Here is a 12487-nt window from a genome sequence, read left to right on the forward strand (position 1 = left end):
ACCTCCAAAAGTCAGCCTTGAATCTGATTTGCCTCGCGATGGGAATCCCAAACCGTTAAATTGTCACTGCAGCCTAGGACTCTTCCCGGCGCGAAAGCAGACGCCGCAGCATTGGCTCGATGCGCGACAGCTCGTCGAGATGCGCGGCCGACAGTTCGGCCAGGCGATCGTCGGCCAAAGGGGTGAGCTGCAGCAAGACGCGGCGGTGATCGCTCTTGTCCTGATCGCGTATCACCAGGCCTGCCTCGGCAAGGCGGTTCACCAGTTCCACGGCGCTGTGATGGCGAATGCGCAGCCGCTCGGCAAGGTCGCCCACCGCAACCGGTCCGCCGCCTGGAAACCCTTTGATCGCCAGCAGCGCCTGATGCTGGCGCGGCGTGAGGCCCGCCTCGTTGGCCTGGACCTGGCTGAATTCGAGAAAGCGACGGATCAGGTAACGGAACTGCGACAGCCGCTGGTAGTCGGCCTGACTGATGGCGGGGCGTGGTTTCGGCGGCGTCATTCCCCGACTTATGGTCCTTTCCCGCAAAAGCTCAACAGCTTGTCGCGATCCTTGTCCAAAATGACGCGGCGCAGGGATCGAAAACGGCTTGAAGATTTATATCGTGTTACGATATGAGGCCACCTGAAACCGGATGGCCTTTGCGCCGCCAGAAAGTTCAGGCTCCCAAAATGAAATCCACTCACGCCGGCAACGGCCATCTTCGCGACTTCACGACTGATCCGCGCGTGCTCATCATCGCGGCCATCGCCGTGGTGGTGGCGACCGCCGGGCTCTTTGCCGGCATCGTGCTTCTGCAGCTCATCCGGCTTGCCACCAACATTGCTTATTTCGGCCAGTTCTCGCTGGCCGACCTCAAGCTCGAGGACACGCCCCTGGGGCTTGCCGCCGTGATCGTGCCGGTGATCGGCGCGCTGATCATCGGCCTGATGGCGCGCTTCGGCAGCGAGAAAATCCGCGGCCACGGCATTCCCGAGGCCATCGAGGCGATCCTGCTCGGACGCTCGCGGCTCGACGCCAAGGTCGCGGTGCTGAAGCCGCTTTCGTCGGCAATCTCGATCGGCTCGGGCGGACCGTTCGGCGCCGAAGGCCCGATCATTATGACCGGCGGCGCCATCGGCTCGCTGATCGCGCAGATGCTGCCGGTCAGCGACAATGAACGCAAGACGCTGCTGGTGGCAGGTGCTGCGGCCGGTATGACGACGGTGTTCGGTACGCCGATCGCCGCCATCATGCTCGCCGTCGAGCTGCTTTTGTTCGAATGGACGCCACGCAGCTTCATCCCTGTCGCCGTCGCCGCGATCGTCGCGGAAGTCGAACGCACGCTGCTGCACTTGCCGAGTCCGATCTTTCCGTTCTCAGGCAGCATGGACGCATCGATCGCCGGGCTGGGCGGCTGGGTGTTGGTCGGCATCGCCGCCGGGCTGCTTTCGGGACTGCTGACGCAATTGGTCTATGCCTGCGAGGACGCTTTCCTGAAGCTGCCGATTCACTGGATGTGGTGGCCGATGATCGGCGGCCTGGTGGTTGGCATCGGCGGCCTGATCGAGCCGCACGCGCTCGGTGTCGGCTACGACAACATCGCCAACATGCTCGACGGCCGCACGGTCGCCACCGCCGCGCTGCTGCTTCTGGTGGTGAAGGCTGTCATCTGGTCGGTGGCGCTGGGTTCGGGAACCTCGGGCGGCGTGCTGGCGCCGCTGCTCATCATGGGGGGTGCAATGGGAGCGGTGCTCTCGGGCATCCTGCCCGAGGCAAGCCCCGGCTTCTGGCCGCTTCTGGCGATGGCGGCGACCATGGGCGGCACCATGCGTGCGCCGCTGACGGCGACCTTCTTCGCCACCGAGCTCACCGGCAACACGCATGTGCTGGTGCCGCTGATCGCGGCCTGCGCCACCGCGCATGCGGTCACCGTGCTGTTGATGAAGCGCTCGATCCTGACCGAGAAGGTGGCGCGGCGAGGGCACCATCTCGTGCGCGAATACCGCGTCGATCCGTTTGCCCTGACCAGGGTCAAGGAAGTGATGACGACCAAGGTCGAGAGCGTGCCGGCGACGATGACGCTGCATGGCGCGGCGACCTTCCTGACCGCGCCGGACACGCGGCATCCGAGCTTCCCGGTAGTCGACGAAGCGGGCCATGTGCTCGGCGTGATCGATCCGCCGGCGATCCTGCGTTGGCGGCGCAACGGCAAGCATCGCAAAGCCACGCTTGGTGAGCTGCTCGCCGGCAGCAAGATCACGGTCGCTTATCCGGACGAATATCTGGAGGCGCTTTCCGACAAGCTCCTTAACGCCAATATCTCGCATCTGCCGGTCGTCTCACGCGAGGATGAACGGCTCGTCGGCTATATCGGCTGGAAAGACATGATGCGGGTAAGGTCGAAAAAGCAGGCGGAGGAGCGCGACCGTTCGGCACTGCTCAGTTTCGGCGCAAGGCGCAAGACGCAACAAAGCGTCCGTGACGAGGCAGTCTAGATCGCAGCGCCGCCGCGTTTCGCCCAGGCCAGCACATAGAGCCTCAGCGCCGACGACAGGTTGGCGTCGCGGGTGCGCGTCTCGTCGATCTCGGCGACCAACGCAGCGAGTGACAGCGAACGCTGCGCGGCGATGGCGATGAGGTCGTCGTAGAAAGGCTGCTCCAGGGAAAAGCTGGTGCGGTGACCGCGGATCGTTACCGAACGTTTTTCGACCGCGGCCATTGCAGGACTCAGCGCTTGCCGGGGTCGTCGGGCTTTTCCCGGCGATGGCCGGCCACGAATTTCCCGGCCTTCTCCGACGTCAGCCGGTCACGCTCACGCTCCGTCTTCGAGCGGCCGTGCAGTGCCCGGTTTTCGCTCGCCTGGCGTTCCTTCTCGGTGCGCGCTTTCTGCTTGCGGGCCTGGCGGAGATTGACGACCTCGCCCATGGCGCCGCGCTACTTTTTGCGGAAGGCGTCGAGAGAGACGACGTCGGCGCCCTTGCCGCCGGTCTCGGCGACCGCCGGCTTCTTTTCGGCCTCGGCGGCCTTCTTCTTGGTTTCCGCCTTCTTCTCCGGCACGACGGCGACCGGTTCGGGCGCCGGAGCCGTGGCCTCGTCTTCGGCGCCCTCCGTCTTGACGTCGAACTCGAGTTCGAAATTGACCGACGGGTCGTAGAAGCCGCGCACGGCGGAGAAGGGGATCTCGAGCTTTTCCGGAACGTCGGAGAAGGAAAGCCCGACCTCGAAGCCGGTATCCGTCACCTTGAGGTCCCAATACTGGAACTGGATAACGATGGTCATCTGCTCCGGATAGCGTTCGCGCAGCCTCGAGGAGATGCGCACGCCCGGCGCGCCGGTCAAGAAGGTGATGAAGAAATGATGATTGCCCGGAAGGCCAGTGCGCGCGACCTCGGCCAGGACCTTGCGCATGACGCCGCGCAGAGCCTCCTGGGCCAGAATGTCGTAGCGGATATGGTCGTCGGCCATGTGATGGTCGGGTTCCGTTGAATCGTCCGCATAGCTGTAATCAAGCTTGAGCGCGGCGTAAACCGCATATAGGCGCAAAGGCGTGAGGCCAAGAGGGGTGTCGGCGATTTGATCGCTCAGGCGTGAACGAGCGCGGCCGGTTTGCCGGCTGGCGACTTCTTCCTGGCAAAGGCGCTGAGGAAGGTCCGCACGCCATTGGTGGCGGAGCACAGCACCTCTTCCTCGGTCGGCGTGCCGCCGAGCATGAAAGTGATCTGAAGCTCGGCGTTGACGAGGGCCAGGAACTGACGCGCCGCGACGTCGGGGTCGCCGATCGCGAGATGCCCGGCGAAGGCAAGCCGGGCGAAGCGGGCGGCAAGCGCCGACCAGGTGCGGCCAGGCCCCTGTTCGCGCCATTCGGCAAACAGTTCCGGATAACGCTCGCCCTCCGCCTGGATCAGCTTGCGCAGAAAACGGCCGTCGCGGTTGCAGATGCAATTGCGGTTCATGCGCACCGTGAAGGCGATCAGGTCGGCTTCAAGGTCCGTGGGCTGGTCGGGGAAGCTGGCGATGGTGGCGAAGATGCCGGCATTGCAGCGTTCCGTCAGGTCGCGCACGACGGCGACGAAGAGCTTTTCCTTGTCGCCGTGATGGTTGTAGACGGTCTGGCGCGAGACGCCGGCCTCGGCCGCGATCAGGTCGATATTGGCGCCGGCATAGCCCTCGCGGCAGAAGACGGACGCGGCCGCATCCACCACCGACACGCGTTTGGCCTCGTGGCTGCGTGGCGGGAAAGTGTCAGGAGAAACGCCGTGCTTCATGAAAATCTATATAGCGGTGATTGACGAATTGGACAAGTCTGTCTAAATTTGTGGACACAAGAAAGGGGAATCCCGCCGGAGAGACGAATATGTTCGCCTGATAGGCGAATGAATTCACTCTGATTGTAGGATTCCCCGCGGGATGGAACGTCCTGGGTTCAGACGCCGGCATTCGCGGCGGCAACCAGATCCGAAAAGAGCTTATCATGAGTCCCAAATTCCTCCGCATCGCGGTCGTGCTCGGCTTGTTGTCCGCGATCGGCCCGTTTGCGATCGATATGTATCTCCCCGCGCTGCCTTCGATCGGCCAGGACCTGCATGCCGGCACCGCCGCGGTGCAGATGAGCCTTCTGATCTTCTTCCTGTCGATGGGCTTTGGGCAGATCGTCGTCGGCCCGATCTCCGACATGGTCGGCCGCAAGGCGCCGCTTTATGCCGGCCTCGCGCTGTTCATGGTCGGCGGCGTCGGCTCGGCGATGGCACCTAACATCGAATGGCTGATCGCCTTCCGCTTCCTGCAGGGCCTCGGCGCCAGCGCCGGCATGGCGGTGCCGCGCGCCATCGTGCGCGACCTGCACACCGGCAACGACGCCGCCAAGCTGATGTCGCTTCTGATGCTGGTGTTCTCGGTGTCACCGATTCTGGCGCCGTTGACCGGCAGCCAGATCATCGAAAGCTTCGGCTGGCGCGCCGTGTTCTGGACCGTCACGGGTGCCGCGGCGCTTGCAACGATCCTGCTTGCCACCTCGCTCAAGGAGACGCGGCCGGTCGAAGAGCGCGCCGGTTCGTCTTTCGGCACGGCGCTTGCCGGCTACCGCTATCTGATGGGCGACCGCAATTTCCTGGGCCTTGTGGCGATCGCCGGGTTCGGCATCGCGAGCTTCTTCGTCTATCTGTCGAGCTCGTCCTTCATCCTGATCGACCATTACGGCCTCTCGCCCTCGGTCTACAGCGTGTTCTTCTCGATCAACGCGGTCGCCTTCATCGGCATGTCGCAGCTGACCGGAATGCTCGCCGACCGCTTCGGGTTGAAGCGCGTGGTCTGGGTGGCGGTCACCGGCTATGCCACGGTAATGGTGGCGCTGTTCGCGATCATGGCCTCCGGCGTCGACCGACTCGACGTGATGGCGGCGCTGCTCTTCGTCGGCTATGGCTTCCTCGGCCTTGTTATTCCGACCACCTCGGTGCTGGCGATGGAAGAGCATGGCGAGATTGCCGGCACCGCCTCGGCGCTGATGGGCACGCTGCATTTCGCCATCGGCGCGCTGGCCATGGGCGTCGCCGGCATCTTCTTCGACGGCACGCCGCTGCCGATGGTGGCGGGCATCACGCTCTGCGCGGTGATCTCCTTCACGCTGGCCAAGCTGACGCTCGGCCGCGCGCGCGAAGCGGTCGAGGCGCCGGCGGAGTAGGGCGCCTCGAAACAACCCGAAAAGGCCGGCTTGCCCGGCCTTTTCATTGCAGGCCTGTTTGATCGAGAACGAAGCGTACCCGCTCTTCGACCGAAGCGAGGGGCAACGGCACCAGTTCGTAGCCAAGCTCTGCATAGACGCTGGTCACGGAGCGGAACGTGCGCTCGGCTTCGTCGAGCGTCTGTTTGCGCTCTTCGTCGTGAGTAAATATCTCGGGCCAGGGCGGCGCGACGAAGACCCGGCGCGCGTAGCGGAATTTCTCCGCCGCGCTCGTGATGTGATCCGGCACTGGCAGGCAGCAGAGCCTGAGATAGCCGATCGTGTCCGGCGCGCCGCGGTCGAAGAAGACCGGGCCGGGTTCGGCATGCGCGGTTTGCCAGGAGCGCAGCTCCCACGCTAGCATCAGCTCGGCAAAGAGCGCGCGATCCTGCCAGGGAAGGGCAGGGCCGCCGATGGCCATTTGGTCACGGATGATGCCGCGTCCGGCTTCGGGCGCGGTCGCGAAGCCCTGGGCTCTAAGCGCATCGATCAGCGTGGTCTTGCCGGAACCGGGGCCGCCGGTCAGCACGAAGTATCGGTCGGAATCGTTTTGCATCGCTTGTCCATGGAGGATGGGCGGCAAGGCTGCGCGCCGCGCATCGAGCGCCGGACAAACCTTGGCCGTCGGTTGGTCTGGGAAGAAGCAAAAAGGAGGGGAAGATGGAGGTTTCTGTTGCCAGGTACCTCCGAACCCCGCCTAGAAGTGCGAACCTCTAGGGCTTGATTTGAAGCGTTCGCGCCGCATTAAGCAGCGAGACGAGCTTCCGCATAGTTGTCGTTGGCAACTATAAGTTTAGCCCGATAACGGTGGTACAATGCCGGGCGAAAGTACGATCTTTACACCTTCGTCGATCCTATTTCGCCCCCAGCAAAAGCCGCTCCGTCAGCCAGAGCGGTTTTTGGTGGAGGCGCCGGGTACCGCCCCCGGGTCCGAACGGCTTATTTCATCGCCTGTTTATCGCCATAGTCGGTCAAGCCGACGAAGCGAATATAGGGAGCGACGAGGGAAAAATAAAGGCCAAACCGGCGCTTATCCGGTTAATGCCAAACTGTGCAGCCAAGGGTTGACTTGCGCGCCTACTCAATCAAATCTCGCTCCCGGTGAGGAGTCTCTGACCTAGCGCAGAGGTTGCGCGGCGCGCCACAACCCTCATCGACCGGATCCGTGGCGCCGACGAGGGGAAATTCGATGGCCGACTATCTTGCGGATGTGAAGAAATACGATGCCGGCGCCAGTGCGGACGCGGTCGATAAGATCGTCAAGCATCTGGGCATTGCGCTCAGGAACCGCGATTCCTCGCTGGTCTCCTGCACCGACCCGAAGGAACTTGATCGCGTCCGGGAGAACTGGATCGGTAAGAAGCTCGGCATCGCCGATGCCGCAAAGGCGAACGCCTCGATCGAGAAGACCTGCAAGGCCATGCAAGCCGACAACACCAAGAGCCGCGTGACCTTCTACTATCTGGTCGCGAAGGACCTCGGCAAACTCGGCTCGCTCTGAGGCTCTGCCACCTGGCAGCCGGCACGAAATCGTGCCGGCACCGTGGACTTTTGGCGCGACCAACACCGCAGCCTGCTTTGCGGTGTTCGACCGGCTGTCAGTCGAGTATGATTGCCTGTCACCCGAATCGAGGCGGAGCCGATGCGCCAATATCTCGACCTGTTGAAGCATGTGCTGGAGAACGGCGTCGATCGCGGCGACCGCACCGGCACCGGCACGCGCTCGGCGTTCGGCTACCAGATGCGCTTTGACCTTTCGCGCGGCTTTCCGGTCACGACCACCAAGAAGCTGCATCTGAAGTCGATCATCCACGAGCTTCTGTGGTTCCTGGCCGGCGACACCAACATCAAATATCTCAACGACAATGGCGTCACCATCTGGGACGAATGGGCCGACGAGAACGGCGATCTCGGCCCGGTCTATGGCAAACAGTGGCGCTCATGGCCGGACGGGCATGGCGGCGAGATCGACCAGATCGCGGGCCTTTTGAAGGAGATACGCAGGAATCCTAACTCGCGCCGGCTGATCGTCTCAGCCTGGAATCCGGCCGAAGTCGAGGCGATGGCGCTGCCGCCCTGCCACTGCCTGTTCCAGTTCTATGTCTCGGAAGGCCGGCTCTCGTGCCAGCTCTACCAACGCTCGGCCGACATCTTCCTCGGCGTGCCGTTCAACATCGCTTCCTATGCCCTGCTCACCATGATGGTGGCGCAGGTGACCGGGCTGAAGCCCGGCGACTTCGTGCACACGCTGGGCGACGCGCATCTTTATTCGAACCATTTCGAGCAGGCGCGCGAGCAGATGCGGCGCACGCCCAAGGCCCTGCCGACGATGTGGATCAACCCGGAAGTGAACGACCTCTTTGCCTTCCGCTTCGAGGATTTCCGCCTCGAAAACTATTTCGCGGATGCCAACATCAAGGCGCCGATCGCGGTATGAGTGAGCCCCGCCGGCACCAGGCGATGCCAACCATGACGTCCGAGGCCTTGATCACCGCATAGGCCTGCTTGCCTTTTCGGGCGCAAGAGGCGACCGCCTCGTTGGTGATCTGAGGAGTGGCGATGACGCCGCCGCCGATGTCGATCCTGATATGCGAGGCGGTCGCTCCCTTGACGATCTCGGTGACCTTGCCCTTCGCACATTGCGGGAGCTGATCTTCATCCGTCTCTCCTTGAGCATCGCTGTTTCCGTTTATCCTAGCCGAGACCACGCCGGCGCACGATGCCGTGGCAGGCGAAAAGCCTTTCCTTGTTATGTTCATCCGGATATATCGGTCTGAGGCTTTGGGCTGAACGGATTTTGAAACCAGGGAGAGACTTTCATGACGGGCAGGGGTTTCGGGTTGAAGGCGATCGCCATTGGAGGTTTCACGGCAATGTTGATGGCTGCAGTGCCTGCGGCCCATGCCGACGACAAGGTGATCGTCTTTGCAGCGGCGAGCCTCAAGGACGCGCTCGACGCCGTCAACAAGGCCTGCGAACCGGAAGTCGGCGAAGCCGCGACCATCTCTTACGCGGCGAGCTCGGCGCTGGCCAAGCAGATCGAAGGCGGCGCGCCGGCCGACGTGTTCGTATCGGCCGACCTCGACTGGATGAAATATCTCTCCGACAAGAAGCTGACCAAGCCGGACACCGAAGTGAAGCTGCTCGGCAACCAGATCGTCCTGGTCGCGCCGAAGGATTCCACGGCCGAGACCAAGGTCGAGAAAGGCTTCGACCTCGCCAAGCTGATCGGCGACGGCAAGCTTGCCATGGGCGATTTCAAGGCGGTCCCGGCCGGCAAATACGGCAGGGCGGCGCTGGAATCGCTGGGCGTCTGGTCGTCTGTCGAGGGCAAGGTCGCGCAGGCCGAGAATGTGCGTGCAGCGTTGAAGCTGGTGTCGACGGGCGAGGCGGCGCTGGGCATCGTCTACGCCACCGACGCGCATGCCGAGAAGGGCGTCAAGGTCGTCGGCACCTTTCCGGAAGATTCGCATCCACCGATCATCTACCCGATTGCCCAGACCGTCGATTCGAAGGACAAGGATACGGCTGCCTTCCTGAAATGCGTCGAGTCGGCCAAGGCCGCCGAGCTTTTCAAGGAGCAGGGTTTTACGGTGCTCGCGCCGAGCAACTGAGAAAGACCGCGCAAACGCTGACATGAACTGGCTGCTGGACCTCACTCCCGACGAATGGAATGCGGTCCGGCTGTCGATCAAGGTGGCGACGGTGGCGATGATCGCCAGCCTGCCGCCCGGCATCCTGCTTGCTCTCCTGCTTGCGCGGGGGCGTTTTTGGGGCAAGACGCTGCTCAACGGGCTGGTGCATTTGCCGCTGATCCTGCCGCCGGTGGTGACGGGATACCTGCTCCTGCTCACCTTTGGCCGGCGCGGCCCGGCCGGCGCCTTCCTGGCCGAGCATTTCGGCATCGTCTTCTCGTTCCGCTGGACGGGCGCGGCGCTGGCCTGCGGGGTCATGGGCTTTCCGCTGATGGTGCGGGCCATCCGGCTGTCGATCGAAGCGGTCGACCGCAGAATGGAGGCGGCGGCCGGCACGCTCGGCGCCAATCCGCTCTGGGTGTTCGCCACCATCACGCTGCCGCTGATCCTGCCCGGCCTGATCGCCGGCGCGATCCTTTCCTTCGCCAAGGCAATGGGCGAGTTCGGCGCCACCATCACCTTCGTCTCCAACATCCCCAACGAAACGCAGACGCTGCCTTCGGCAATCTACACTTTCACGCAGGTGCCCGGCGGCGACGAAGGCGCGCTCAGGCTGACGCTGATCTCGATCGCCATCTCGATGGTCGCGCTTATCGCCTCGGAAGTGCTCGCGCGGCGCGTCGGCCGGCGGATGGACATCGAATGACGTTCTCGGTCGATATCCACCATCGGCTCGGCGACTTCGCCGTGGAAGCGCGTTTCGAGAGCGCGGGCCGGCTGACGGCGCTGTTCGGGCCGTCGGGCTCGGGCAAGTCGACACTGATCAACCTGATCGCCGGCCTCATCCGCCCGCACAAGGGTCGCATTGCCGTCGACGGGCGCGTGCTGGTCGACACCGAAGCGCGCATCTTCGTGCCGATGCACAAGCGGCGGATCGGCATGGTGTTCCAGGATGCGCGGCTGTTCCCGCATATGAGCGTCGCCGGCAATCTGCGCTACGGCCGCTGGTTCACGCCGTCTTCCGAGCGCTACGCCAAGATGGATGCGGTGGTCGACCTGCTCGGCATCGCTCACCTGCTCGACCGGCGGCCGGCGAAACTGTCGGGCGGCGAGAAGCAGCGCATCGCCATCGGCCGCGCGCTGCTTGCCAGCCCGAAACTGCTTCTGATGGACGAGCCGCTCGCCTCGCTCGACGAGGGGCGCAAGGCTGAGATCCTACCCTATATCGAACGGCTGCGCGACGAGACGAAGCTCCCGATCGTCTACGTCAGCCATTCCATCGCCGAGGTGGCGCGGCTGGCAAGCGACGTCGTGGTGCTTGCGCAAGGCAAGGTCGCGGCCTCAGGCCCGACCGAGGCCATCATGCAGCGGCTGGATCTGCTGCCGGCCGAAGAGCGCGGCGAGGGCGGGGCGGTGCTCGACACCAAGGTTCTGCACCACGACGAGGCTTTCGGCATGACGGTGCTCGGCTCGCAGGCCGGCGAGATACGCGTGCCGCGGCTGGCCCGGCCGGTCGGAGCGACGGTACGGCTGCGCATCCGCGCCCGCGACGTCATGATCGCCACAGACAAGCCGACCGGCCTCAGCGCGCTCAACATTCTGGCGGGAACGATCACAGCCGTCAGACCGGGCGTCGGGCCGACGGTGGAAATCGCCATCGACTGCAATGGCGCGATCGTGCTCGCGCGTATCACCGAACAGTCCAAACAAGCCCTTCGTCTGGCGCTTGGCCGCCAGGTGTTCGCGGTGATCAAGACAGTGAGCTTCGACAGCGCGACGACGGGGGCAGGGCTATCGGTTGAGGCGGATGGTTGACGAAGAGCAATATCGCTATGTTGATTTGGAATAGCGATCTGGCGGCGGAGAAGGTAATCTCGGCATGATCGCGGAGGACAGGACATGCCATCTTTGAGCCTGCGGATAAATCTCGACCCCGATGGCCGGATCGGCCCGGGCAAGATCGAGTTGCTGGAGCAGATCGCCGCCTTTGGCTCGATCTCGGCCGCGGCGCGCGGCATGGAGATGTCCTACAAGCATGCCTGGGACCTGGTCGAGGACATGAACCGGGTCTTCGGCAAGCCGCTGGTCGCGGCGCAGACCGGCGGCCGCAAAGGTGGCGGCGCGCAACTGACATCGGTAGGTCTGGCGGTCGTCAGCCGGTTTCGCGCCATAGAGCGAGCCGCTTCATCGGCCGCTGCCATCCATATGCAGGCCTTGCAGGCGGAGATCGACGCGGGATGAGGCAGTAGGACGTCCTGGAATTCTCTCGCACGCGATGTGCGCGCCCCCTATTGCCTTACTGCCCTACTCCCTTACTCCTCTAATTTCCTCAGCAAATAAGTATCCATGATCCAGCCCTTTTTCCGCCGGGCTTCCTCGCGGACTTTCTCGATCTCGGCGCCTACATCGCCCAGCCGGCCGGAGATGACGATCTCGTCCGGCGTGCCGAGATAGGCACCCCATTGGATGAGGACGTCTTTGTCGGCAAGCGTATTGAAGGCGCATTTGCCGTCGAGCATGACCACCGTGGAGCCGGCATTGGCAGGCAGTCCTTCTTCGGTCAGCCGACGACCGGTCGTCACCAGGATCGAATCGCCGATGCGGTTGAGCGCGGTCGCGTGGGCGGCGGCTAGCGCCTGGATCGCGGTGATGCCGGGGATGACTTCGAGCTCGAAACCGACATTGCCCCTCAGGCGAACGCGTTCGAGGATGCGCAGCGCGCTATCATAGAGCGACGGGTCGCCCCAGATCAGGAAGGCCCCGCAGCCGTCTCCGGCAAGCTCATCGCGGATCAAGGCCTCGTAGATCTCCGCGATCGCCTCGTGCCAGTCGTCGACGGTTGTCCGGTAAGACGATGTCGGCTCGGCCCGGACCGGCACATCGAACTCGACCCGGCGCGATTTCGGATTGGTGACGAAGCGGTCGCAGATCTGCCTGCGCAAATCGGCGAGATCGTTCTTCTTCGTTCCCTTGTCGGGGATGAACAGCACGTCAGCGCGGTTCAGGCCGTCGATGGCCTGGACCGTCATGTGGTCGGGATTGCCGGCGCCGATGCCGATGACGAGGAGCTTGCGCATGGCGATCTCCTGCCCGATCGGCGACGCGGTGTCCAGAAGTACCCGTATGCGTGACGAAGAGCTTTGAAACACTACG

At 63.7% G+C, this 12487-nt stretch carries 15 protein-coding genes, 1 other RNA gene and 1 pseudogene; 8 read left to right on the forward strand and 9 right to left on the reverse strand.

Translation table 11 applies throughout. The annotated features are described in order from the left end of the window. Positions 1-73 precede the first annotated feature (73 nt). Entirely contained in the window at positions 74-502 is a 429-nt protein-coding gene (locus FJW06_RS24080) for a helix-turn-helix domain-containing protein (RefSeq protein ID WP_140755199.1), read from the reverse strand. A 170-nt stretch (positions 503-672) separates the two neighbouring features. Here FJW06_RS24080 and FJW06_RS24085 point away from each other — a divergent pair, with 170 nt between their 5' ends. Further along, entirely contained in the window at positions 673-2478 is a 1806-nt protein-coding gene (locus FJW06_RS24085) for a chloride channel protein (protein WP_140755201.1), read from the forward strand. Here the strand turns inward: FJW06_RS24085 and FJW06_RS24090 are convergent. The 4 genes from FJW06_RS24090 to FJW06_RS24105 all read right to left on the reverse strand — a co-directional run bounded on the left by FJW06_RS24090 (position 2475) and on the right by FJW06_RS24105 (position 4248). Then, the gene (locus FJW06_RS24090; protein WP_140755203.1) at positions 2475-2702 is read right to left on the reverse strand and encodes a ribbon-helix-helix domain-containing protein; all 228 of its coding nucleotides are present in this window, start codon (positions 2700-2702) and stop codon (positions 2475-2477) included. The two genes, FJW06_RS24085 and FJW06_RS24090, sit on opposite strands and share 4 nt — an antisense overlap. Before the next feature lie 8 nt (positions 2703-2710). Next, positions 2711-2908, reverse strand: coding sequence for a DUF4169 family protein (locus tag FJW06_RS24095; protein ID WP_140755205.1), 198 nt, complete (start codon positions 2906-2908; stop codon positions 2711-2713). A 9-nt stretch (positions 2909-2917) separates the two neighbouring features. After that, on the reverse strand, positions 2918-3448 hold the full coding sequence (locus tag FJW06_RS24100) for an SspB family protein (RefSeq protein ID WP_140755207.1): 531 nt from the start codon (positions 3446-3448) through the stop codon (positions 2918-2920). A 116-nt stretch (positions 3449-3564) separates the two neighbouring features. Continuing rightward, positions 3565-4248: a TetR/AcrR family transcriptional regulator gene (locus FJW06_RS24105; protein ID WP_140755209.1), complete on the reverse strand. Its 684-nt coding sequence runs from the start codon at positions 4246-4248 to the stop codon at positions 3565-3567. A gap of 206 nt (positions 4249-4454) precedes the next feature. On the opposite strand from FJW06_RS24105, the gene FJW06_RS24110 reads away from it, so the two are divergent. After that, positions 4455-5660 (forward strand): multidrug effflux MFS transporter, encoded by a 1206-nt coding sequence (locus FJW06_RS24110; RefSeq protein ID WP_140755211.1) that lies wholly within the window; start codon positions 4455-4457, stop codon positions 5658-5660. A 43-nt stretch (positions 5661-5703) separates the two neighbouring features. Here FJW06_RS24110 and FJW06_RS24115 read toward each other — a convergent pair whose 3' ends face one another. Continuing rightward, complete coding sequence (locus tag FJW06_RS24115) at positions 5704-6255, reverse strand: AAA family ATPase (protein WP_140755213.1); 552 nt, start codon at positions 6253-6255, stop codon at positions 5704-5706. A gap of 103 nt (positions 6256-6358) precedes the next feature. Next, positions 6359-6719, reverse strand: a transfer-messenger RNA (tmRNA) gene (gene ssrA, locus FJW06_RS24120). Between the two features lie 169 nt (positions 6720-6888). Here ssrA and FJW06_RS24125 point away from each other — a divergent pair. After that, complete coding sequence (locus FJW06_RS24125; RefSeq protein ID WP_042644091.1) at positions 6889-7200, forward strand: DUF2853 family protein; 312 nt, start codon at positions 6889-6891, stop codon at positions 7198-7200. A gap of 141 nt (positions 7201-7341) precedes the next feature. Further along, a complete protein-coding gene (locus FJW06_RS24130; protein WP_140755215.1) occupies positions 7342-8136 on the forward strand; it encodes a thymidylate synthase in 795 nt (264 codons plus the stop codon). Here the strand turns inward: FJW06_RS24130 and FJW06_RS24135 are convergent. Then, positions 8114-8358 (reverse strand): annotated as a pseudogene (locus tag FJW06_RS24135) (molybdopterin-binding protein). The gene FJW06_RS24130 and the pseudogene FJW06_RS24135 overlap by 23 nt on opposite strands. 160 nt (positions 8359-8518) lie before the next feature. On the opposite strand from FJW06_RS24135, the gene modA reads away from it, so the two are divergent. The 4 genes from modA (at position 8519) to FJW06_RS24155 (ending at position 11575) form a co-directional block, all read left to right on the forward strand. After that, positions 8519-9313, forward strand: a complete 795-nt coding sequence (gene modA, locus FJW06_RS24140; protein WP_140755217.1) for a molybdate ABC transporter substrate-binding protein — start codon at positions 8519-8521, stop codon at positions 9311-9313. A 22-nt stretch (positions 9314-9335) separates the two neighbouring features. After that, the gene (gene modB, locus FJW06_RS24145) at positions 9336-10040 is read left to right on the forward strand and encodes a molybdate ABC transporter permease subunit (protein WP_140755219.1); all 705 of its coding nucleotides are present in this window, start codon (positions 9336-9338) and stop codon (positions 10038-10040) included. Further along, complete coding sequence (gene modC, locus FJW06_RS24150; protein ID WP_140755221.1) at positions 10037-11149, forward strand: molybdenum ABC transporter ATP-binding protein; 1113 nt, start codon at positions 10037-10039, stop codon at positions 11147-11149. Before modB ends, modC begins: the two co-directional genes overlap by 4 nt. An 84-nt stretch (positions 11150-11233) precedes the next feature. Then, positions 11234-11575, forward strand: a complete 342-nt coding sequence (locus FJW06_RS24155) for a winged helix-turn-helix domain-containing protein (protein WP_140755223.1) — start codon at positions 11234-11236, stop codon at positions 11573-11575. Between the two features lie 71 nt (positions 11576-11646). Here the strand turns inward: FJW06_RS24155 and cobF are convergent, their stop codons facing one another. Continuing rightward, positions 11647-12411, reverse strand: a complete 765-nt coding sequence (cobF, locus tag FJW06_RS24160; protein ID WP_140755225.1) for a precorrin-6A synthase (deacetylating) — start codon at positions 12409-12411, stop codon at positions 11647-11649. Between the last annotated feature and the right edge of the window lie 76 nt (positions 12412-12487).

Origin of the sequence: Mesorhizobium sp. B4-1-3 (assembly GCF_006439355.1) — a bacterium.
Classification (GTDB): domain Bacteria; phylum Pseudomonadota; class Alphaproteobacteria; order Rhizobiales; family Rhizobiaceae; genus Mesorhizobium.